We start from the raw sequence: 22,089 nt of genomic DNA on the forward strand, positions 1-22,089 counted from the left end.
TTCGCTTATGCTGCGCTGTATTTGTTGCCCGGGGAAACGCTCTCGGGAAACACTTTTTCGATCGTATTCGGCCTCATTGACCAACTCTACTCAACCGGTAGAGTTAAGCCATCGCAATCAGGAGGGAATACCGATGTCCAAGCTTCTGTCCGGTTTGAGCGTTGTTGCGCTTAGCCTTTCACTGGCACTTGGCGGCGCTGGCTCGGCCGCCGCGCAGACCAAGCTGCTCAACGTGTCCTACGACCCGACCCGCGAGCTCTACAAGGACTTCAACGAAGCCTTTGCCAAGAAGTGGAAGGCCGACACTGGTGAGGACGTCACGATCCAGCAGTCGCATGGCGGTTCCGGCAAGCAGGCGCGCTCGGTTATCGACGGCCTTGAGGCCGACGTGGTGACGCTGGCGCTGCAGAGCGATATCGACGCCATCGTCCAGAACTCCGGCAAGATCAACAAGGACTGGCGTACCCGCCTGCCGCACAATTCCTCGCCTTATACCTCGACCATCGTGTTCCTGGTGCGCAAGGGAAACCCGAAAGGCATTCATAACTGGGGCGATCTGGTAAAGGGCGACGTGCAGATCGTCACGCCGAACCCGAAGACCTCGGGCGGCGCGCGCTGGAACTATCTTGCCGCCTGGGCCTGGGCCAATGAAGAATTCAAGGGCGACAAGGACAAGATCAAGGCCTATGTCGGCGAGCTCTACAAGCGCGCTCCCGTTCTCGACACCGGCGCCCGCGGCTCCACGGTGACCTTCGCCCAGCGCCAGATCGGTGACGTGCTGCTGGCCTGGGAAAACGAAGCCTATCTCGCCGGCCAGGAATTCGGCGCTGACGCCTTCGATATCGTCGTGCCGCCGATCTCGATCCTTGCCGAACCGCCGGTCGCCGTGGTTGACGCCAATGTCGACGCCAAGGGAACGCGCAAGGCGGCGGAAGCCTATCTGCAATATCTCTATTCCGACGAGGGCCAGAATATTGCGGCGAAACACTTCTACCGTCCGTCCAACCCCGCCGTGGTCTCCAAGGATCTGCTGAAGCAGCTGCCCGACATCAAGCTCGTCACCATTGACGATCCGCAGTTTGGCGGTTGGGCCAAGGCGCAGCCGGAACATTTCGGTGACGGCGGCATCTTCGACCAGATTTACAAGCCCGCAAAGTAAGCGGATGATGGGGTGAAAACGCGATCACCCATCCGCAGGGACAAGACAATGAGAGCCTGATCGACCGGACACCGCGCCGGTCGATCCTTTATAATAAACGCCGGGGAACACCGGCTCCCAGAGAGCATTTCCAGGAAAAGTGGACCCCGGTTTTCTCTCCGGAAATGCGCCAAAACAAAGATTATCCGGAGCCTTGATGAGCAATAATACATCCGGAAACAGGTGGAAATGGCGGCAGTCTAGCGTCATACCGGGCTTCGGCCTGACGCTTGGTTACACAGTGACCTATCTGTTTCTCATCATTCTTATTCCGCTCGGCGGCCTCATCTGGTCCACGGCGAAACTGGGTTTTTCAGATTTCATTGCGATTGCCACCGGTAGCCGCACGCTGAATGCGCTGCGCGTCAGCTTCGGTACGGCGTTTCTGGCGGCGCTGGTCAACGCGGTTTTCGGCGTCATCGTCGCCTGGGTTCTGACCCGTTACCGTTTTCCCGGCCGCCGATTTGTCGATGCCATCGTCGATCTGCCCTTTGCCCTGCCGACGGCGGTTGCCGGTATCGCGCTCACCACGCTTTATGCCAATCGCGGCTGGGTCGGCTCGCTGTTCGAACCCTTCGGCATCAGAATCGCCTTTACGCCGACCGGCATCGTCATTGCGCTGATCTTCATCGGTCTGCCTTTCGTGGTCCGCACCGTGCAGCCGGTCATGGAAGAGATCGACCGTCAGGTGGAGGAGGTGGCGGCGACGCTTGGCGCCAACCGTTTCCAGACCATCACCCGCGTTCTGCTGCCGAGCCTGACACCCGCCATCCTTACGGGTTTTGCGCTCGCCTTCGCGCGCGGTGTCGGGGAATATGGCTCGGTCATCTTCATCGCCGGCAATATTCCCTACGTCTCGGAAATCGCGCCGCTCCTCATTGTCATCCGGCTGGAGGAGTTCAATTATGCGGCCGCGACCGGCATCGCCACCATCATGCTGATCATCTCGTTCGCCATGTTGTTCCTCATCAATCTCATTCAGGCCTGGAGCCGCAAGAGGTACGGTTATGTCTGAGACCGCTCCCCGCACGTCCCCCCGGCCGTTCCGCGACCCCGCCAGCGAGAGCTTTCCCGCCCGGCTGGCATTGATCGCGATAGCCTTCGTATTCCTCGCTGCTTTTCTGGTTCTGCCGTTGGTCTCGGTCTTCTTCGAAGCCTTCCGCAAGGGTGCGGAAAGCTTCTGGGAGGCGATAGTTGAGCCGGATGCGCTCTCCGCCATCCGCCTGACGCTGCTCGTCGCCGCCATTTCGGTGCCGCTCAACCTGATCTTCGGGGTGATGGCCGCCTGGGCGATTGCGAAATTCGAATTCAAGGGCAAGGCGTTCCTGATCACGCTCATCGACCTGCCGTTTTCGATCTCGCCGGTCATCTCAGGTCTGGTCTATGTCATCCTGTTCTCATCCCACAGCGTTCTGGGGCCATGGCTGAAGAGCTACGGCATCGAAATCCTCTTCGCCGTGCCGGGCATCGTGCTCGCGACCATCTTCGTCACCTTTCCCTTCGTCGCGCGCGAACTGATCCCGCTGATGCAGGATCAGGGCAATGGCGATGAGGAAGCGGCGATTTCGCTCGGCGCTTCCGGCTGGCAGACCTTCTGGTATGTCACGCTGCCGAATATCAAATGGGGCCTGCTTTACGGCGTGCTGCTCTGCAACGCCCGCGCCATGGGCGAGTTCGGTGCCGTCTCGGTGGTCTCGGGCCATATTCGCGGCGAGACCAACACCATGCCGCTGCATGTCGAGATACTCTATAATGAGTACAATATCGGCGCAGCCTTTGCCGTGGCGACGCTGCTGGCCGGTCTGGCGCTCGTGACGCTCGTTCTCAAAACCATTCTCGAAATACGCTTTGGCGCGGGCAACGCAGCCGGCAAGCATTGAAAGGCATCTTCATGGAAGTGAAAGTTTCCGGCATCACCAAGCAGTTCGACCGCTTTCCGGCGCTGAACGACGTGTCGCTCGACATTCGTTCCGGCGAGCTGATCGCGTTGCTCGGGCCGTCCGGCTCCGGCAAGACGACGCTGCTGCGCCTTATCGCCGGCCTGGAGCAGCCGACCGAAGGCCACATTTTCTTTGGCGATGAGGACGCCTCGCACCGCACGGTGCAGGAACGTAATGTCGGTTTCGTCTTTCAGCATTACGCGCTGTTCCGCCACATGACAGTGGCGGAGAACATCGCCTTCGGCCTGAAGGTGCGTCCCTCCGCCAAGCGCCCGCCAAAGGCCGAAATCCGCAGGCGCGTATCCGAGCTTCTCGACATGGTGCATCTCTCCGGTCTCGAAAAGCGCTATCCCACCCAGCTTTCCGGCGGTCAGCGCCAGCGCGTGGCGCTTGCCCGCGCCGTCGCCATCGAGCCGAAGGTCCTGCTTCTTGATGAGCCTTTCGGCGCGCTCGACGCCAAGGTCCGCAAGGAACTGCGCCGCTGGCTGCGCGAATTCCACGACCGCACCGGCCACACCACCGTCTTCGTCACCCACGATCAGGAAGAGGCGCTGGAACTGGCCGACCGCGTCGTCGTCATGAGCCAGGGCAAGATCGAACAGGTGGGCACGGCGGACGATGTCTATGACACGCCCAACTCCCCCTTCGTTTTCTCCTTCATCGGCGAATCCTCCAGCCTGCCGATAACGATCCGCGACGGCCATGTGCTGTTTCAGGGAGAGAGCATCGGCATCGATGAGAGCGGCACGGGCGAGGGTGAGCTTTTTTTCCGCCCGGAAGATGTGGTGTTGACGGCGGAGAAGGACGCGCTTTACGGCAAGGTCACCACCTGTCGCCGCCTCGCCGGCACCCGCATCGCCGAAATCGACATCGCCAATAACGGCCACGAACCCTATCACCTCGAAATCGAGGTGCCGCTCAACGCCGCCGTGGCCGTGGGCGCGGAACTACGCTTCCGTCCGACGCGGTGGAAGGTGTTCGGGAAGAAATAGGGGAGAGGTAACCGCAGTTGACGGTCGATGATTTGTCGCTCTTTAACGCGCGTCACGTTTAATCTGATTCCACAGTACACCACAGTTGAAATCATCGACGGTGCTGCGCGTCGTTACCCCCTCTGTCCTGCCGGACATCTCCCCCTCAAGGGGGGAGATCGGCAAGAGGCTTTCTCGCCACTTCATCCTCGACCGTCGAGAGGTGCGAGACCTCACCACGGAACGATCTCCCCCCTTGAGGGGGAGATGTCCGGCAGGACAGAGGGGGTAACGACACCCAGCACCGTCGATGATTTTCAACTGTGGTGAACTGTGATCTGATTCATGCGACGCGCCTCAGTTCTCCGTCATACCGGCCTCGAGCCGGTATCCAGCCAACCCAAGTCCTTGGGCTGAAAGGAGTTCTTCTCATCGCGGGAGAGCCGCCCCGGCATTCGAGGCACGGATTTCCCCAATAGTCGAAGTAATAAGCAAAAACGGAAAAGGGCCGCCGAAGCGACCCTTCCATGAGTTTGGTCCTGTTTACAGACCCGGGACTGTTTCTCAACGTTCCGAAGGCTAGAGGTTTTACGCCGAGGGTTGCCCCGTCGAAAACACACCCTTTCCATTGCCTGCACCAGAGACCGAAATCTCACTAGACATTGGATCACCTCCTTCCGATACGTTGAACATAACTAGAAGGTAGTACGATTCGTCAGTAATGCAAGAGGGATTACTTTTAACCCGTATTAGGGGCATCACGACACCCGCATCACGATCTTGCCGATGTGATTGCTGCTTTCCATCAGCCTGTGCGCTTCCACAACCTCGTCCAGCGTGAAGACCCGGTTGATGACAGGCGCGACCTGGCCGCTTTCGATGAGCGGCCAGACCTCTGCGATGAGGTCGTCGCGGATGGCGCGTTTTTCGTCCGCCGTGCGGGGGCGCATGGTGGAGCCGGTGACGGTGAGGCGTTTGACCATGATGGGGGTAAGGTTGACCTTTTCGGCCGTAGCACCACCGAGAAAGGCGATGATCGACAGGCAACCATCCTTGGCGAGTGCCGCAAGGTTCTTTTCGAAATAGGCCGCGCCGATCATGTCGAGAACGACATCGACGCCCTTGCCGCCGGTTTCGGATTTAACGATTTCGGCGAAATCCTCCTCGCGGTAATTGATCGCGCGCTTGGCGCCGAGCTTAACGCAGGCTTCGCATTTTTCCGCCGAGCCCGCCGTGGCATAGACTTCTGCGCCAAAGGCTTTGGCGAGCTGGATCGCCGTCGTGCCGATACCGCTGGTGCCGCCGTGGATGAGCACGCTTTCCCCTTCGGTAAGGCCTGCCATCTGGAAGAGATTGGCCCAGACTGTGAAGAAGGTTTCCGGTAGGGCGGCCGCTTTGATCGCGTCGTAACCTTTGGGGAAGGGCAGGGCCTGCCCGGCGGGCACGGTGCAATATTCGGCATAAGCGCCGCCATTGGCAAGCGCGCAGACTTTATCACCCAATTTGAACTCATCGACGCCTTCGCCCAGCGCAACCACGTCGCCGGCGATTTCAAGGCCGAGGATGGGGCTTGCATCCCTTGGCGGCGGATAGGTGCCCTGTCGCTGCGCGACATCGGGGCGGTTGACGCCCGCCGCCTCGACCTTCACCAGAATTTCGCCTTTTGCGGGCTTGGGCAAAGGCGCTTGTGAAAGCTGCATCACCTCCGGACCGCCATGGGAGGGAAGGTCGATGAAGCGCATATTTTCGGGCAGGGTCTTCGTGTCGGGCATGGCCAGGGGCAACTCCTCACTTGTCGGCGTCGCCTGAAGATGTAGGTCAGATGCGCCGTCGAGGGAAGGTGGCCCTTTGCCGCTGATGTCAATTTGTCTCGCCGAACACCCGAACGACGAAGCCGCTTTCATTTTCCTTCGCAGCGGCCTTCACCCCCGCGATCTCGCTGCCGATACGCTCGGGATTGGCAATGATCAGCCCCTTCGGCAGGGTGAGGACACCGATGGAGCAGCGCAGCAGCGCGAAGTCCCGCTCGTTGCCGTGGCGGTCCTGGCCCTTCATGCAGCCGGCGGCGCGGTCTTCGTCAGAATAGAGTTCGGCGACGTCATCGTGAAAATCGCTGAGCAGCCGCTCGAGGATTTCGGTCAGTTCTTCCATCGACCAGTCACGCACACCGATGAAGAAGTCGTCGCCGCCGATATGGCCGAGGAAACAATCGCCGGCAAAAAAGTAGCGGCGCATCAGAGCCGAAAACAGGGTGATGGCGTGGTCGCCGGCGTTGAAGCCGTATTTGTCATTGAAGGGTTTGAAATTATCGAAGTCGCAATAGCAGAAGAAACGCGCCTCGTCGCCATCGCTGCAGCGGTCGGCAATGAAGCCGCCAATCGCGCGGTTGCCGGGCAGCGCCGTCAGCGGGTTCTGGTCCTGCGCCATCTTCAGCTGTTTTTCGTTGATGACCTTGATGAGCGAGGCGGCGGAAACAATGCCGGCGTAACGCATGTTTTCAGTGAGGATGATGCAGGCGCTGCCACCCATGCTGGCGAACATGTTCATCAGCTGGTCGGCATCCGCATCGAGGCCGACGATCGGCGCGGGATCGACGAAATGGGAAATGGTGCGCTCATAGATCTTGTTCTTGAGCAGGTCGCGGCCGAAGGGCCGATAGATATATTCCTTGAGGTGATATTCGTTGATGACGCCGCGCGGTTCGCCATTGGCGTTAAGAACCGGGAAGAACGCCTGCTGCGGATTTCTGCGGAACAGTTCGAAGACGCTGTCGACGCTGTCATGCTCGAAGACGGTGGGAAGGCGCTCTATTTCCCGGCGGATGAGAATTTCATCCAGCGTCTGGCTGCTGCGTCGCGCCACGCCGATGCGGTTGATGTGGGGAAAACTTTCAGGCAATTCGCTGGTAAAGACCGTTGGCCTGGCGATCAGCCAGCCCTGTACCAGATCGACGCCGAATTCGCGGCAGGTCAGAAATTCGGCTTCGGTTTCGATGCCTTCGGCAATGACCCTGACGCCGAGAACATGGGCGATGTTGACGATGTTGCGCACGAGGTGCTGCTTGCGCGGCAATTGGTCGACGCCGGTGATGAAATGCCTGTCGATCTTCAGGTAATCCAGCGGGAAGTCGCAGAGCAGCTTCATCTCGCCGTGACCGGCGCCGAAATCGTCGATTGCCAGCTTGAAGCCTTCCTTGCGCATGCGGGCGATCAGCGCGGTGAACTCCGGCACGCTGGTATTGTCGAAACGTTCGGAAAGCTCAAAGCAGATGGAGGAGGCCGGTATGCCCGCCCGCGCCAGATGGCCGACGAGCTTGTCCAAAATGGCGTCGCCATGCGGGATCAGCCGCACATCGAGATTGAGGAACAGGGTGGCGGAGGAAAAATCGGGCAGGGTGGAGAATTTTGCGAGAGCGCGGCTTGCCAGCATCTGCTCGAAGGCCTTCAGCTCGCCATCCGCGGCAGCTTGATCAAGAAGCGCCAGCGGATTGGAAAAACCGAGCCGATCATGGCCGCGCATCAGCGATTCATAACCGAAAATCGTGCCCGTCGTCGCCTCGACAATCGGCTGGAACGCCGTTTCGAGCACCAGCTTGGCCATGGGAAACATGTGCCCGGAGGCAAAACGCCTGATGACATCATTCTCCAGCGTGACGGCCTGCATTTTATTCTCCGCTGTTGCCGGTCCCCATGTGGCTAACGTAAGGGGAGCCTGTCTCTTTTGCGGCGAACAATCGCAGATTACAGGTCAACAAAAGCTTTCACGACTGTGAAGCTTTCATGAACGTTTTATTACAACCCCATGAGCATTTTGGGGTTGTTGCGCCGGGCCTCATGCGCGGCGGATGTGTCCGGTGTGAGCGGCGTAGAGATCCGCAACGTTCATGCGCTCCCGGTCAGCCTCGACAGGCTCTGCGGACTTGGTGTCGACGCCATGTTCGGCGGAGGCAGCCCATAGTCTCAGCGCCGCCCTGACGACCTCGCTGCCGGATGCGTAAGCGCCGCAATTCACGGCCTCGCGCATTCTTGCTGCCTGTTCCGGGGAAATCGATACTGTTACCATTGGCATGATATCACTCCCTTCTTTAAACGCTGCGATCGGTCGTTCGATGTCCGGTTTGCGGATCGGGCGCCGTCGTGGTCTAGGCGGGCGTTTTTATCGTCTTTCGTCTGGCGCCGCTTCCAGCGAAATTTGTATCATCAGCGATATTAGCACGAAACGCGTTCCATTCCCAATTCGCAGTATATCACGGTTTAGTTTTTCCCCCGTGAGCCGGGCAGCAGCATGGGGTTTGCCACGCTGGCCGATGAGCTGGAAACTACCACACCCCGGCGGCGGAAAATATGATCCATCGCAAATCAGCGACATAAAATGGCGCGTTTTTTATTGATTGATTGATCAATCAAGAATAATTTGCCATCCGTCAAGGAGACCCCTATGCCCAAGATCGGAATGGAGCCTTTGCGCCGCAAGGCGCTTGTGGATGCGGCGCTCCGCACCATAGGCCACCATGGTTCGCTGAATGTGACAATGTCTGACATCGCCCGGGAAGCGGGCGTGTCGGCAGCGCTCGCGCATCATTATTTCGGCAGCAAGCAGCAGCTTCTTCTGGAAACCATCCGCAGCCTGCTGCGTGACTTGAGGCGCGATGCCGTGGCGGCGCTGACCCGCGCTTCCGGCCCGCGTGAAAGGCTGAGCGCCATCGTGCATGTCTCCTTCCAGAGCGACCAGTTCACGCCCGAAACGGTGGCGGCATGGCTCGCCTTTTATGTCGAGGCGCAGCGTTCGGAAGAAACCCGCCGTCTGCTCGTGCTTTATTCCCGCCGCCTGCGCTCAAACCTCATGGCGAGCCTCAACCGGCTTTGCCCGCCGGACGATGCCGCGCGCATTGCGGAAGGGGCGGCGGCTCTGATCGACGGGCTTTATATCAGGCACAGCCTGCGTTCCGCCCCGCTTGGCCTCGCCTCCGCGCCGGCGCTGGTCGAGGATTATTTCGACATGCAGCTTAAATCTTTTCCCGATGGACAGCGCCCGAAGCCGTCTATCCGCGTTCTCAAGGAGACTTCGACATGACCATCGCCACGCCGCTCAAGGCGCAGCCGAAAGCCTCGCATTTCATCGACGGGGACTATGTCGAGGATAATAACGGCGCACCGTTCGAGAGCATCTTCCCGGCCACCGGCGAAGTGATCGCAAGGCTGCATGCGGCAACACCTGCCATCGTCGAGCGCGCCATCGCCTCGGCCAAACGCGCGCAAAAGGAATGGGCGGCGATGAGCCCGATGGCGCGCGGCCGCATCCTCAAACGCGCCGCCGATATCATGCGCGAGCGCAACGATGCGCTTTCCACGCTGGAGACACTGGATACGGGCAAGCCCATTCAGGAAACCATCGTCGCCGATCCAACCTCCGGTGCCGATGCTTTCGAATTTTTCGGCGGTATCGCGCCGTCCGCATTGAACGGTGATTACATCCCGCTCGGCGGCGATTTCGCCTATACCAAGCGTGTGCCCCTCGGCGTCTGCGTCGGCATCGGCGCCTGGAATTATCCGCAGCAGATCGCCTGCTGGAAGGCTGCGCCCGCGCTGGTCGCCGGCAACGCCATGGTCTTCAAGCCCTCGGAAAACACGCCGCTCGGCGCGTTGAAGATCGCCGAAATCCTCATCGAGGCCGGCCTGCCGAAGGGCCTGTTCAACGTCATTCAGGGCGATCGCGATACCGGGCCGTTGCTGGTCAACCACCCGGATGTCGCCAAGGTCTCGCTCACCGGCTCGGTTCCGACCGGCCGCAAGGTTGCCGCCGCCGCCGCCGGTCATCTGAAACACGTCACGATGGAACTCGGCGGCAAGTCGCCGCTGATCGTCTTCGACGATGCCGATATCGAAAGTGCTGTCGGCGGGGCGATGCTCGGCAATTTTTATTCCTCGGGTCAGGTCTGCTCCAATGGCACCCGCGTTTTCGTACAGAAAAAGGCGAAGGAGCGTTTCCTTGACAACCTGAAAAGCCGCACCGAGGCGATGATCCTCGGCGATCCCCTCGATTACGCCACCCATCTCGGCCCGCTGGTCTCCAAGGCCCAGCAGGAGAAGGTTCTTTCCTATATCGAGAAGGGCAAGGCGGAGGGGGCGACGCTCGTCACCGGCGGCGGCATTCCCAACAATGTCTCGGGCGAGGGCGCTTATGTGCAGCCGACCGTCTTTGCCGATGTGACTGACGACATGACCATCGCCCGCGAGGAAATCTTCGGGCCGGTTATGTGCGTGCTGGATTTCGACGGTGAGGACGAGGTTATCGCCCGCGCCAACGCCACCGAGTTCGGGCTGGCCGGCGGCGTCTTCACCGCCGATCTCGCCCGCGCCCATCGTGTGGTCGACCAACTGGAGGCGGGCACGCTGTGGATCAACACCTACAATCTCTGCCCGGTGGAAATGCCCTTCGGCGGCTCGAAACAATCCGGCTTCGGGCGGGAGAATTCGGCGGCGGCGCTGGAGCATTATAGCGAGCTGAAGACGGTTTATGTGAGCACGGGGAAGGTGGAAGCGCCTTATTGATGGGCGGTGCGTGGGGCTTCACCCCCCTCTGTCCTGCCGGACATCTCCCCCTCAAGGGGGGAGATCGAGATGCGGCGAGGTCGCGCCGATCTCAACGTTTGCGAATGAAGCGGTGGTAGCGCCGCTTGCCGATCTCCCCCCTTGAGGGGGAGATGCCCGGCAGGGCAGAGGGGGGTAAACCTCACCCGCCACAGTCAATCGGAACCAACGCTCATTGGAGAGCACAATCATGCAGGCAGATTACATCATCGTCGGTTCCGGTTCCGCAGGTTCCGCCATCGCCTATCGCCTGTCGGAAGACGGCCGTTATTCGGTGATCGTCATCGAGGCGGGCGGTTCGGACTTCGGTCCGTTCATCCAGATGCCGGCGGCGCTCGCCTGGCCGATGAGCATGAAGCGCTACAATTGGGGTTATCTCTCCGAACCGGAACCCAACCTCGACAATCGCCGCATCACCGCGCCACGCGGAAAAGTCATCGGCGGCTCGTCCTCCATCAACGGCCTCGTTTACGTGCGCGGCCATGCGGAGGATTTCAATCGCTGGGAGGAGCTTGGCGCGCATGGCTGGGCCTATGCGGATGTGCTGCCTTATTTCAAGCGCATGGAGCACAGCCATGGCGGCGAGGAAGGCTGGCGCGGCACGGATGGGCCGCTGCATGTGCAGCGCGGCCCGGTCAACAATCCGCTGTTCCACGCCTTCATTCAGGCGGGTGCGCAGGCTGGCTTTGAACTGACGGACGATTATAACGGCTCCAAGCAGGAAGGTTTCGGCCTGATGGAGCAGACCATCCATGATGGCCGCCGCTGGTCCGCCGCCAATGCCTATCTGAAGCCGGCGCTGAAGCGCGGCAATGTCACGCTGGTCAAGGGTTTCGCCCGCAAGATCGTCATCGAGAACGGCCGGGCCGTGGGTGTCGAGATCGAACGCAAGGGCGCAGTGGAAACCATCACGGCCAATCGCGAGGTCATCCTGTCTGCCTCCTCGTTCAACTCGCCGAAACTGCTGATGCTTTCGGGTATCGGCCCTGCTGCGCATCTGAAAGACATGGGCATTGAGGTGAAGGCGGATCGTCCGGGCGTTGGCGCAAATCTCCAGGACCATATGGAGTTTTATTTCCAGCAGGTCTCCACCAAGCCGGTCTCGCTTTATTCCTGGCTACCATGGTTCTGGCAGGGGGTGGCGGGCGCGCAGTGGCTGCTGTCGAAAGGCGGGCTTGGCGCCTCCAACCAGTTCGAGGCCTGCGCCTTCCTGCGTTCCGCGCCCGGCCTGAAACAGCCTGATATCCAGTATCATTTCCTGCCCGTGGCCATTTCCTATGACGGCAAGGCCGCGGCAAAAAGCCATGGCTTTCAGGTGCATGTGGGCTACAACCTGTCGAAATCACGCGGCAATGTCACGCTTCGCTCGGCCGATCCGCATGACGACCCGGTTATCCGCTTCAACTATATGAGCCACCCGGAAGACTGGGAGAAATTCCGCCATTGCGTGCGCCTGACGCGCGACATCTTCAGCCAGAAAGCCTTCGACGATTTTCGCGGGCCGGAAATCCAGCCCGGCGAAAATGTGGAGACGGATGAAGAGATCGACGCCTTTTTGCGCGAGCATCTGGAAAGCGCTTACCACCCCTGCGGCACCTGCCGCATGGGCGACAGGGACGACCCAATGGCCGTCGTCGATCCCGAGTGCCGCGTGATCGGGGTGGAGGGCTTGAGAGTGGCGGACAGCTCGATCTTCCCGCATGTGACCTATGGCAACCTCAACGGCCCGTCGATAATGACCGGCGAAAAGGCGGCGGATCACATTCTCGGCAAAACCCCGCTGCCACGCTCCAATCAGGAACCGTGGGTAAACCCGCGCGCGGCCGTCAGCGACCGGTGAGGGTCAATGGTAGTCGTCCTCGCGCTGGTGGCGGACGGCGGCAATGGTGACGGTTTTCGGGCCATCAATGCGGAACAGCACGATATAGCCGGAGGAACCGAAGGGCAGGAGGAGCTCGCGTATGAGGCTGTTTTCGGCAGATGCCTTGCGGCAACTGAAGGGAAAATCGCCGAGAATCTCTAGTCCTGCTCCTATGGCGCGGATTGCTTTATCAGCCACATCGATGTCGTAGGCGATCAGAAAATCATAGATGCGATCAAAATCGGCCAAGGCTTCTTCGGTATAGCGAAGCTCATACGTCATTTCCGCTTCGCGGATTTCGCAGCATCAAGTTTCTTTTGCATCATCGAAAGAACATCGTCGGTGCTATAATAAATGCCGGTGCGCTCCGCTTCTTCGAGTGACGCCAGCCCGCGCGCAATGAATTCCGCCTGCGATTTACGGATTTGCACCTGCCTGCGCACGGACTCTTCAACGAAGGAAGAAAGCGTCTCGCCTTCCTTCAGCACGCTTTCAGCAGCCTCGCGAAAATCCGCCGTCACCCGCAGCGAAGGGATCGTTGCCGTTTTCATGTCTACGTCTCCGTGCGTTGCAATTGCGACGCAAAGAATGTGCCGATGGGGGCGACCTGTCAAATGCAAAACCTTGCAATCACGTCCGGGGAGGCAGATAAACGGGCATCCCTCCCGAGAAACAATACCGAAATCACAGATCTGGACCGCCATGCCCGTCGACTACAAAAAGCTGAAGATGCTCCGCCGTTCCCGTGTCGTGTGGGGTTCATGGCGGGTGTGGAGGCCGAGGGCGGTTTTCTGGATTGGCGCGATTGCGGTCGGCCTTATCAGCGTCGGCTTTGCATGGCTTGCGGATCGGGCCCAGCACCTTTTCTTCGCGGCGACATCATCGGGTGAATGGGCGTTTCTGCTGCCGCTCATCATCACGCCGCTTGGCTTCACCCTGTGCGCATGGCTTGCGATCACGGTTTTTCCCAATGCCGGCGGTAGCGGCATTCCCCAGGCCATCGCCGCCCGGCACCTGCGGGATGATGCGGACCGTTCGCGGCTTCTGTCGCTGAAACTCGCTTTCGGTAAGGTGGTACTGACGGTTGCCGGCCTACTCTCCGGCGCCTCCATCGGCCGAGAGGGGCCGACGGTGCAGGTCGGGGCTTCGATCATGCTACAGGCGGCGCGCTGGGGCGGCATGGCGCAGGCAAAGGGTCTCATCCTCGCGGGATCGGCGGCGGGCATCGCGGCGGCGTTCAACACGCCGCTGGCCGGCATCGTCTTTGCCATCGAGGAAATGAGCAAGACCTATGAATCCCGCGCCAACGGCCTTGTGCTGACTGCCGTCATCCTGTCGGGCCTCGCCTCGCTGGCGCTGGTCGGTAGCTATACCTATTTCGGCGCCAGCTCCGTCATGGCGAAAACGACGATGGACTGGCTGCTGGTGTTGATCTGCGGTGTCGGCGGCGGCGCATTTGGTGCGCTGTTCAGCGCCGCGGCCCTGCGACTGTCCGCCCGTATCAGGCGTTTTGCCCAGACCATGCCGTTGAAGCGGATGCTGGTAGTGGCGGCAGCCTGCGGCCTTGCCTCTGCGGCAATCGGAATAGCGTCTGGAGGCGCGACATTCGGAACCGGCTATGAACAGGCGCGCGCCACAATCGAGGGTGAGGCCGCACCGGCATTCTTCTTCATCGAAAAACTGGCGGCGACCTTTCTGGCAATGATGTCAGGCATCCCGGGCGGCATCTTCGCGCCCTCGCTGTCGGTGGGCGCGGGTTTCGGCAGCACCATGGCCACCTTGCTCGGCACCAGCATCGGCCTCGGCGCGATTGTCGGCATGGCGGGTTATTTTGCCGGCGTGGTGCAGGCGCCGATGACGGCCTTTGTCATCATCCTTGAAATGACCGGTAATCATGAAGGCGTCATGCCCATCATGGCTGCATCGATGCTGGGATATCTGACATCGCGGCTTTTCTCCCGCGAGCCGCTTTATCATGGCCTGTCGCGGGTCTTCATCGCCCAGAGCATCCGCGCCAGACGCGCCGCTCAGGCCAGCGAAACGTAACCGTTTAGGCGCGGATGCCCGCCACGCCGAAATAACCGAGCCCCGGTATCTTCACGCCGGGGCGGCCAAAATCGATGCCGGCGACAAGACCGAGAAAATTGACCTCAAAACCGCTGCGGGCGCCTGCCGAAATGCCGAACAATCCGCCCAGCGAAACGCTCGCGTCCTTCCAGTCGTCGGCTATGTGGTAAAACGCGCCGTCCGGCAGATAATCGCGGCCGACCGCATCCGGCGGCAGCACGACGCCCAGTTCCGGCACGCTGCGCAATACATGGGCGACGAAGGTGTTGGAGTTGGGGCCGGGATAGATGCGATAGCCGCCCGGCCGGCCATAGGGGTAATCGGCAATCGCCTTTTCGATCTTCGGGATCAGCTTTTCCGCCTCCGCGCCGTGAATGGCCACCACCTGGCGCGGCGTGTTGGAATACCAGTAGGCATCCGCCGCATAACCATTGTGGCGGATCGGCGTGCCCCAGCCCACCTTGTCGTAACGGTCATAGCTCGCAGCACCGGGCTTTTTCAGCACGACCCAGGCATGGCTGGCGACGGAGCCCTTGAAACCGCCGGTCATGGCGGAAAAGACGTAGACGGCGGCTTCTCCGTCGCTGGATACCCCCGGCAGCATGCCGGAGGACGACCATCTTGCGGCGTTCCAGCCGCGCGGATGGTCCTTCATGGCCCACAGCCCTGCCGAAGCCAGCGCCGGCAGCAGATAGATAATGGCAATCGCCAGCAGCAGACGTTTTGCAAATTTCACTGATAGCCCCGTGCATCGAAAAATCAATTGCGGTATCAACGACATAAAATCAGAATTTTTTGAGGCTGAGAGAATGAACAATTCCGTTACCGTCGAAGTCACCAGGGGCAATCTCGTCGAAAGCCGCCATCAGGGTCTTGTCGTGGTGGTGGATGGCGATGGCGGCGTGCTGTTTTCGGCTGGTGATATCGAGCGCGGCATCTTCCCGCGTTCCGCCTGCAAGGCCATGCAGGCGCTGCCGCTGGTGGAAAGCGGTGCTGCGGATGCCTATGGTTTCGGTAATCGCGAACTCGCGCTTGCCTGTTCGTCCCATTCCGGCGAGGACGCGCATGTGGAACTCGCCGCTTCGATGCTGGAAAAGGCGGGCAGGGACGTGGATACGCTGGAATGCGGCGCGCACTGGTCTTCGGACCAGAAAACCATCATCCATCAGGCTCGTACGCTGGAAAAGCCGACGGCGCTGCATAATAATTGCTCCGGCAAACATTCCGGTTTCATCTGCGCCTGCTGCCACACCGGCACCGATCCCAAGGGCTATGTCGGTTACGACCACCCGCTGCAGCGGGAAATCCGCGCCACGATGGCAAGCCTGACGGGTGCTGCTCTTGGCCATGACAATTGCGGCGTGGATGGCTGCTCCATCCCCACCTATGCCGTGCCGCTCAAGGGGCTGGTGCATGGTTTCGCGAAAATGGCGACGGGCAGGGGGCTGGAAGCGGGGCGTGCGACAGCGTCGCGTCGTCTCATTGAGGCCTGCATGGCGGAACCCTTTTATGTGGCGGGCACGGGCCGAGCCTGCACGAAACTGATGCAGATTGCGCCCGGCAAAATCTTTGCCAAGACCGGCGCCGAAGGCGTTTTCGTTGCCGCCCTGCCGGAAAAGGGTATCGCCATGGCGGTGAAATGCGAAGACGGTACGACACGCGCCGCCGAAGCCATGGTATCGGCATTGCTCGCCCGCTATTTCGATGAAGGCAGCGCCGAGCAGCAGGCGCTGAGCGGCATGGCGAACCGGCAGATGCGCAACTGGAACGGCATCCATGTCGGCGATGTCAGAGTCGTCGGGCTCTAAATAACCTTTGACGCGGCCGGTTGCCGGCACGATGATGACAGGCCCTTTATGTGACGGCCATCCCATGGCCGCCGCGGGTCGGCGTCCGCATGAGGAAGAAACGGGCGCTTCATTGCTTTGGAGGTTGCATATCCATGTTCACATTGTTCTTCTCCCCCGGTTCCTGTTCCCGCGCAAGCCATATCGTGCTTGAGGAATCCGGCCTGCCTTACAAGGCCCACCGCGTCAATTTCGCGGAGGGCGAGCAACGCTCCGAGGCATTTTTAAAGATCAATCCCAAGGGCCGCGTGCCGGCGCTGGCCACCGCAAGCGGCGTGCTGACGGAGACGCCCGCCATTCTCGCCTTCATCGCCCAGATGGCGCCTGAAAAGAAGCTCGCGCCGCTCGATGATCCCTTTGAATTCGCGCTGATGCAGTCCTTCAACGCCTTCATTTCCTCGACCGTGCATGTCGCCCATGCGCATGGACGGCGCGGCAGCCGCTGGGCGAATGAGGATAGTTCGCTGGCCGATATGAAGGCGAAGGTGCCGCAGACCATGGGCGAGTGCTTCGAACTGATCGAGCACGGCATGCTGCACGGCCCATGGGTTCTTGGCACGGCCTATTCCGTTGCCGATCCCTATCTTTTTGTGATGTCCGGCTGGCTGGAAAGCGATGGCGTGGATATTGCCCGCTTCCCTAGGGTGCATGACCACTTCCGCCGCATGAACGACCGCCCGGCGGTGCAGCGGGCGCTGGCGGGTGAGAGGGGCTGAGAGGCCCCAACTCGGTCTGGTGTTGCTCCGTCATCCCCGTGACAAGCACAGGAGTGAGGGCAGAGAGACGCGTTGGCGGAGTGCCCTGCCGCTCAGGCCGCCTCGGCCGCGCGGGTATCCCACATCGTCTTGAACGCCGTGCGGGTCTGGCAGCGGTCCAGCCAGGCTTTCAGCGCCGGATGGGCATCGAACAGCGGCCTGTGGCCCTGCGCGTAACGAACGATTTCCGCCGCGTTGAGATCGGCCACCGTGAAACGGCCGCCCACCAGGTATTCGTGGCTGGAAAGGTGCTGCTCCAGTACCCGGAAGGGGCGCTTCAGCAGGCGGGCGGCGACATCGATCACCGCCTTGCCGCTATCGCTTTCCGAAAGGCCTTCGGCGATGGCGGAGGAAATCTTCAGCGAATTGGTCTCGATTTCGGTCGCGGCAAAGAAGGACCATTGCAGCATCGCCGCATCTTCCTTCAAATCGACGGGCGCAAGCGGTCCGCCATATTTGCGGGCGAGGTATAGATTGATGGCCATGGATTCGTAAAGCACCATTCCGTCATCCTCGATGCAGGGAATGGTGCCCATCGGGTTGACCGCCAGGAAATCCGGCGAAAGCGTGTTGAGCGGCGCATCCGCAGCCAGCGGATCGGCAAGACGGCGGGCCTGTATCACAGGCACATGCTTGAATTCTATGCCGAGTTCCCCTGCCAGCCACAATGTGCGCGTGGCGCGGGAACGGTAGACACCGTAAATCGTCAACATCGAAATTACCCCTTTAACCTGTCAGATGGCGGCACGTTACGGTCTAGCCATTTTAAAGTGAAGCTGCGGATCGCAGGGTCAACTATGATTTTTTCTGATCCGTCAGGAGGTCCGTATCCGGCGAGAGCCGGCATTCGAAGCGGTCGATAAACCGTTCGAACAGGCGGGCGAAAGTCTCCACATCCTCCGCCGGCCATCCGTCCATGACGTCCTCGATGACGCTCATCTTGGTCCGGCGCATTTCCTGCAAAAGGCTGGTGCCGAGCGGGGTGATCTCGACAATGCTGCGGCGGCCGTCTTCCTGGGAAACGCCGCGTTTCAGCAGGCCGCGCCCCACCATATCCGCCACGACCCTGCTGCCACGCGAGGGATCGATGCGCATGCCCTCGGCAATCGCGCCCACGGTAACGTCGCCTTCCGCCCGGCGCAGAATGTCGAGCACGTCGATATGCGAAAGTTCCAGACCCGGAGCGAGCTTGGCAAGCGCCATGCGGCCGATGATGCGGCGGCCGATCATGATGCGCATGCGCGTCATTGTATTGCCGATCCGCTTGATGTCCTCAGGCAGATCCTCGCTCCAGTTTTCCTCAGTCGCCACGCTTCATCGTCCCTTTCGATGCAGTTTCCCGATCACATTTAGCGGCATTAGCATAGATGTCAAAAACTTGCCATTGACATATATGTGCTGATAGCACACAAATTGCCGCAGTAAAACCGCCGAAAGCCAACGAGATTTTTCATGGATATGTCCACCGCCCCCGTGGCGCCGCTTGTGTCGGATCATCGGCGCAGGCTCATCGTCTTTCTATTCCTGATGCTGGCCATGTTCATGGCGACCCTCGACAACCAGATCGTATCGACAGCACTGCCCACCATCGTCGGTGAATTCGGCGCGCTGGAGCGTTTCGGCTGGATCGGCTCTGCCTATCTTCTGGCGACCAGCGCGGTCATGCCTGTCTACGGCAAGCTCGGCGATCTCTTCGGCCGCAAATATGTGATGATCGCTGCGGTCGTCATTTTCACGCTCGGCTCGCTTGCCTGCGGGCTGGCCTGGTCGATGGATTCGCTGATTGCGGCCCGCGTGCTGCAGGGGCTTGGCGGCGGCGGCATCATGGTGTCGATCTTTTCCGTCAATGCGGATCTGTTCGAACCGCGCGAGCGCGCCCGTTACCAGAGCTATTCCAGCCTCACCATCATGGCGTCAGGCAGTGTCGGCCCGATCCTCGGCGGCACGATGAGCGACCTGTTCGGCTGGCGGTCGATCTTCCTCATCAACCTGCCGCTCGGCATTATCGTCATTGCAGGTCTGGCGCTGATGCTGCCCTATCGCCGTCCGGCCCGCCAGCCGAAGATCGATTATCTCGGCGCGGTCCTCCTGGCGGCCACCATTGCCAGCGTGGTCTTCTGGGCAGACAGCAGCGAATTGTTCGGCTCGCTGATCGCAGGCCCCAGCCTCGGCATCATCGCTTTCGCCGTCATCGCCGCTTTCCTCTGGGTGCAGGTTGAACGCCGCGCGCCGGAACCCGTCGTGCCGCTCAGGCTCTTCAAGGACAGCACCTTTCCGCTCTTGATGATCGTTTCGCTGACCAGCGGCGGCATCGGCATCGGCATGGTCAATTATTACGCCCTGTTCCTGCAGACCACGACCGGGCTTTCGCCTTCCCATGCCGGCCTGTTTTTCATCGCCGTCACCGGCGGCATCGTCATGGGTTCGCTTTCAGCCGGGCGGCTGATTTCGATCACCGGCGTCTACAAGCCCTTCTCGGTGGCGGGTCTCACCATCAACCTCATCGCCATGCTGCTCTTCACGCAGATGCACGCCGGAACGCCGCTTCCCCTGATCGCCGCCTTGATGCTGGTGCAGGGTTTCGCTGTTGGGCTTGGCCAGCAGGCGCCGATCATCGGCGTGCAGAATTCCGCGCCCAAGGCCGATATCGGGGCTGCGAGCGGCGCGGTGACGCTGACCCGCATGGGCGGCGCGGCGATCGCCATCTCGGTCTATGGCGCCATCGTATCATCGAGCCTCAGGGGCGTGGCCGTCGATATTCCCGGTGTCGGCAAGATCGAGGAGTTGACGCCGAAAATCCTCTCCGAACTTCCCGCCGCCTCACAGGCCGCCGTCGCCTCGCTTTATTCGGATGCCTTCACGCCGCTATTCTTCGCCGCAGCCGCAACCGCCGCCATCGGCCTTGCGGCGGCGCTGATGCTGAAGCCGGTGCGGCTGCCGGCAGCGATGCAGGCAAAGCCGGCGGAAGAGGCGGCGGAGTAGCATAGCGAGGTTAACCGACAGGTCGTGAACGCCGCCTCACGCGGCGTTTAATGACTTTTCAACGGCCAGCCGAAAGCCCAGCGCATGCAGGACCTTCTGCACGGTTTCATAGCGAAGCTTCGAACCGGGCCTAAGCGCCTTATAAAGGCTTTCGCGGCCGAGACCCGAAGCGTCCGCAACGTGCGACATTCCGCGAGCCTTGGCGACCGCGCCAAGGGCGGCAATGAAGACGTCGGGGTTCTCGTCTTCCATTGCGATTGCCAGAAATTCAATCATGGCTTCGTCGCTATCCAGGTAGTCTGACACATCGAATTTGCTAAATTCCGTCACGGCCATCCCTTCCTATTGTGTGTGCTATCTCGATTGCGCGCTTTATGTCCCGCCTTTGCGAAGACTTATCGCCGCCGACCAGAAGGAAATAAACCCTCTTGCCAACGCGAGTGAAATAGACCCGATAACCGGGACCGAAGTGGATGCGCATTTCTGAAACGCCTTCACCCACCGGCGCGCAATCGCCGAAGTTGCCATGCTCGGCTGCCGTGAGACGATGAAGAATCCGCACTTTTCCGGCACGATCTTTCAACACCTTCAGCCATTCGTCGAACTCTGCCGATTTCTGGAAACTGTTCATGACAGCATGTATCCGATTGGATACATTTCTGCAAGTGTAAATCCCATGGCTACCGTGTAAGCCGGTTATGCGCTGGCATTGCGCCTGCGAACTTCGTACCAAAACTCCATACGGCCGCGGCTCAAAGCCGAAATGACGGGGCTAAACAAAAACACCGCCACTGGAAATTTAATGCCCGTTCCGCGTTATTCTCGCAGCACTTTACATTCGCGCGGGCGGCCCTATCTCAATGAATATGAAGCCGGAACAGCTGTTGAATTCCACGCCCAAGGGCCTCTATTGCCCGGCGGGCGATTTTTATATCGATCCCGTCCGCCCGGTGGCGCGGGCGCTCATCACTCATGGCCATTCCGATCACGCCCGCGCCGGCCATGGCGCGGTGCTGGCCACGCGCCAGACGCTCGATATCATGCGCATCCGCTACGGCGAGGATTTCTGCGGCAGCGAGCAGGCGGTCGCTTTCGGTGAGAGGGTGGATGTCAATGGCGTGACGGTGGGTTTCCATCCGGCGGGCCATGTTCTCGGCTCCGCCCAGATCTCCGTGGAAATGAACGGCATGCGCATCGTTGCCTCGGGCGATTACAAGCGCGGCGTCGACCCCACCTGCGCACCCTTCGAGACGGTACCCTGCGACGTCTTCATCACAGAGGCCACCTTCGGCCTGCCGGTGTTCCACCATCCCCTGCCGCGTGTGGAAATCGGCAAGCTGCTCACCTCCATCAAACAATTTCCAGAACGCACCCATCTGGTCGGGGCCTATTCGCTGGGCAAGGCGCAGCGCGTCATCCGGCTTTTGCGGGATAATGGCTATGCCGATCCCATCTATATTCACGGCGCGCTGGCGCGGCTTTGCGACTATTATGTCTCTGAGGGTATCGATCTCGGCGATCTGCGCCCCGCGACGCTCGAAAAAAGCGATCCTTCCGCCTTCAAGGGCGCGATTGTCGTAGGTCCGCCCTCGGCGTTTCAGGAGCGCTGGGCGCGCCGTTTCAACGAGCCGCTGATTGCCTTTGCGTCCGGCTGGATGATGGTGCGGCAGAGGGCAAAGCAGGGCGGTGTGGAGCTGCCGCTGGTCATATCAGACCATTGCGACTGGCCGGAACTTCTGGAGACGATCAAGGAAATTTCTCCGCAAGCCGTCTGGGTCACCCATGGCCGTGAAGAGGCGCTGGTGCGCTGGTGCGAATTGCAGGGCATTGCCGCCAAGCCGCTGCATCTTGTCGGTTACGAGGATGAGGGGGATTGAG

Annotated in this window: 22 protein-coding genes; 12 read left to right on the forward strand and 10 right to left on the reverse strand. The window is 60.5% G+C overall.

The genetic code is table 11. The features are described 5' to 3' along the window. The first annotated feature begins 133 nt into the window (after positions 1 to 133). The 4 genes from WDZ78_RS11300 (at position 134) to WDZ78_RS11315 (ending at position 4,130) form a co-directional block, all read left to right on the forward strand. Positions 134 to 1,159 (forward strand): sulfate ABC transporter substrate-binding protein, encoded by a 1,026-nt coding sequence (locus WDZ78_RS11300; RefSeq protein ID WP_020009570.1) that lies wholly within the window; start codon positions 134 to 136, stop codon positions 1,157 to 1,159. Positions 1,160 to 1,355: 196 nt separating this feature from the next. Then, complete coding sequence (cysT, locus tag WDZ78_RS11305; protein ID WP_425673062.1) at positions 1,356 to 2,213, forward strand: sulfate ABC transporter permease subunit CysT; 858 nt, start codon at positions 1,356 to 1,358, stop codon at positions 2,211 to 2,213. Then, positions 2,206 to 3,078: a sulfate ABC transporter permease subunit CysW gene (gene cysW / locus WDZ78_RS11310; protein ID WP_425673063.1), complete on the forward strand. Its 873-nt coding sequence runs from the start codon at positions 2,206 to 2,208 to the stop codon at positions 3,076 to 3,078. The genes cysT and cysW overlap by 8 nt, the downstream gene beginning before the upstream one ends. Positions 3,079 to 3,089: 11 nt before the next feature. After that, complete coding sequence (locus WDZ78_RS11315; protein ID WP_425673064.1) at positions 3,090 to 4,130, forward strand: sulfate/molybdate ABC transporter ATP-binding protein; 1,041 nt, start codon at positions 3,090 to 3,092, stop codon at positions 4,128 to 4,130. Positions 4,131 to 4,867: 737 nt separating this feature from the next. Here WDZ78_RS11315 and WDZ78_RS11320 read toward each other — a convergent pair. The 3 genes from WDZ78_RS11320 to WDZ78_RS11330 all read right to left on the reverse strand — a co-directional run bounded on the left by WDZ78_RS11320 (position 4,868) and on the right by WDZ78_RS11330 (position 8,177). Continuing rightward, positions 4,868 to 5,881: an NAD(P)H-quinone oxidoreductase gene (locus tag WDZ78_RS11320; RefSeq protein WP_425673065.1), complete on the reverse strand. Its 1,014-nt coding sequence runs from the start codon at positions 5,879 to 5,881 to the stop codon at positions 4,868 to 4,870. Between the two features lie 88 nt (positions 5,882 to 5,969). Then, on the reverse strand, positions 5,970 to 7,772 hold the full coding sequence (locus WDZ78_RS11325) for a GGDEF domain-containing protein (protein WP_020009575.1): 1,803 nt from the start codon (positions 7,770 to 7,772) through the stop codon (positions 5,970 to 5,972). 168 nt (positions 7,773 to 7,940) lie between these two features. Beyond that, a complete protein-coding gene (locus WDZ78_RS11330; protein ID WP_026363483.1) occupies positions 7,941 to 8,177 on the reverse strand; it encodes a ribbon-helix-helix domain-containing protein in 237 nt (78 codons plus the stop codon). 369 nt (positions 8,178 to 8,546) lie between these two features. On the opposite strand from WDZ78_RS11330, the gene betI reads away from it, so the two are divergent. The 3 genes from betI (at position 8,547) to betA (ending at position 12,539) form a co-directional block, all read left to right on the forward strand. Next, positions 8,547 to 9,182 carry a transcriptional regulator BetI gene (gene betI, locus WDZ78_RS11335; protein WP_003508993.1) on the forward strand — a complete coding sequence of 212 codons (636 nt, stop codon included), beginning with the start codon at positions 8,547 to 8,549 and terminating at the stop codon, positions 9,180 to 9,182. Beyond that, the gene (gene betB, locus WDZ78_RS11340) at positions 9,179 to 10,660 is read left to right on the forward strand and encodes a betaine-aldehyde dehydrogenase (RefSeq protein WP_425673066.1); all 1,482 of its coding nucleotides are present in this window, start codon (positions 9,179 to 9,181) and stop codon (positions 10,658 to 10,660) included. Before betI ends, betB begins: the two co-directional genes overlap by 4 nt. 229 nt (positions 10,661 to 10,889) lie before the next feature. Next, on the forward strand, positions 10,890 to 12,539 hold the full coding sequence (gene betA, locus WDZ78_RS11345; RefSeq protein ID WP_425673067.1) for a choline dehydrogenase: 1,650 nt from the start codon (positions 10,890 to 10,892) through the stop codon (positions 12,537 to 12,539). Between the two features lie 3 nt (positions 12,540 to 12,542). Here betA and WDZ78_RS11350 read toward each other — a convergent pair whose 3' ends face one another. Both WDZ78_RS11350 and WDZ78_RS11355 read right to left on the reverse strand, forming a co-directional pair. Then, positions 12,543 to 12,842, reverse strand: coding sequence for a type II toxin-antitoxin system RelE/ParE family toxin (locus WDZ78_RS11350; protein ID WP_425673068.1), 300 nt, complete (start codon positions 12,840 to 12,842; stop codon positions 12,543 to 12,545). Then, entirely contained in the window at positions 12,839 to 13,111 is a 273-nt protein-coding gene (locus tag WDZ78_RS11355; protein WP_020009581.1) for a YlcI/YnfO family protein, read from the reverse strand. The genes WDZ78_RS11350 and WDZ78_RS11355 overlap by 4 nt, the downstream gene beginning before the upstream one ends. Before the next feature lie 151 nt (positions 13,112 to 13,262). On the opposite strand from WDZ78_RS11355, the gene WDZ78_RS11360 reads away from it, so the two are divergent. Next, positions 13,263 to 14,606, forward strand: a complete 1,344-nt coding sequence (locus WDZ78_RS11360; RefSeq protein WP_425673069.1) for a chloride channel protein — start codon at positions 13,263 to 13,265, stop codon at positions 14,604 to 14,606. Positions 14,607 to 14,610: 4 nt separating this feature from the next. On the opposite strand, the gene WDZ78_RS11365 is transcribed toward WDZ78_RS11360, so the two are convergent. Next, the gene (locus WDZ78_RS11365) at positions 14,611 to 15,363 is read right to left on the reverse strand and encodes a DUF3750 domain-containing protein (protein ID WP_425673070.1); all 753 of its coding nucleotides are present in this window, start codon (positions 15,361 to 15,363) and stop codon (positions 14,611 to 14,613) included. 73 nt (positions 15,364 to 15,436) lie between these two features. On the opposite strand from WDZ78_RS11365, the gene WDZ78_RS11370 reads away from it, so the two are divergent. Further along, positions 15,437 to 16,435, forward strand: coding sequence for an asparaginase (locus WDZ78_RS11370; protein WP_020009584.1), 999 nt, complete (start codon positions 15,437 to 15,439; stop codon positions 16,433 to 16,435). A gap of 134 nt (positions 16,436 to 16,569) precedes the next feature. Beyond that, a complete protein-coding gene (locus WDZ78_RS11375; RefSeq protein WP_020009585.1) occupies positions 16,570 to 17,190 on the forward strand; it encodes a glutathione S-transferase family protein in 621 nt (206 codons plus the stop codon). Positions 17,191 to 17,282: 92 nt separating this feature from the next. On the opposite strand, the gene WDZ78_RS11380 is transcribed toward WDZ78_RS11375, so the two are convergent. Both WDZ78_RS11380 and WDZ78_RS11385 read right to left on the reverse strand, forming a co-directional pair. Then, positions 17,283 to 17,942 carry a glutathione S-transferase family protein gene (locus WDZ78_RS11380; RefSeq protein WP_425673071.1) on the reverse strand — a complete coding sequence of 220 codons (660 nt, stop codon included), beginning with the start codon at positions 17,940 to 17,942 and terminating at the stop codon, positions 17,283 to 17,285. Positions 17,943 to 18,024: 82 nt separating this feature from the next. Continuing rightward, on the reverse strand, positions 18,025 to 18,540 hold the full coding sequence (locus tag WDZ78_RS11385; RefSeq protein WP_080865972.1) for a MarR family winged helix-turn-helix transcriptional regulator: 516 nt from the start codon (positions 18,538 to 18,540) through the stop codon (positions 18,025 to 18,027). A gap of 141 nt (positions 18,541 to 18,681) precedes the next feature. Between WDZ78_RS11385 and WDZ78_RS11390 the strand changes: the two genes are divergently transcribed. Then, positions 18,682 to 20,211 (forward strand): MDR family MFS transporter, encoded by a 1,530-nt coding sequence (locus WDZ78_RS11390; protein ID WP_425673072.1) that lies wholly within the window; start codon positions 18,682 to 18,684, stop codon positions 20,209 to 20,211. 36 nt (positions 20,212 to 20,247) lie between these two features. Here the strand turns inward: WDZ78_RS11390 and WDZ78_RS11395 are convergent, their stop codons facing one another. Together WDZ78_RS11395 and WDZ78_RS11400 are read right to left on the reverse strand one after the other, a co-directional pair. Further along, positions 20,248 to 20,547, reverse strand: coding sequence for an addiction module antidote protein (locus tag WDZ78_RS11395; protein WP_020009589.1), 300 nt, complete (start codon positions 20,545 to 20,547; stop codon positions 20,248 to 20,250). Continuing rightward, positions 20,528 to 20,842 (reverse strand): type II toxin-antitoxin system RelE/ParE family toxin, encoded by a 315-nt coding sequence (locus WDZ78_RS11400; RefSeq protein ID WP_425673073.1) that lies wholly within the window; start codon positions 20,840 to 20,842, stop codon positions 20,528 to 20,530. The genes WDZ78_RS11395 and WDZ78_RS11400 overlap by 20 nt, the downstream gene beginning before the upstream one ends. 235 nt (positions 20,843 to 21,077) lie before the next feature. Between WDZ78_RS11400 and WDZ78_RS11405 the strand changes: the two genes are divergently transcribed. Further along, complete coding sequence (locus WDZ78_RS11405) at positions 21,078 to 22,088, forward strand: ligase-associated DNA damage response exonuclease (RefSeq protein WP_026363485.1); 1,011 nt, start codon at positions 21,078 to 21,080, stop codon at positions 22,086 to 22,088. Position 22,089 lies beyond the last annotated feature (1 nt).

Origin of the sequence: Agrobacterium sp. M50-1 (assembly GCF_049843495.1) — a bacterium.
Taxonomy (GTDB): Bacteria; Pseudomonadota; Alphaproteobacteria; order Rhizobiales; family Rhizobiaceae; genus Agrobacterium; species Agrobacterium radiobacter.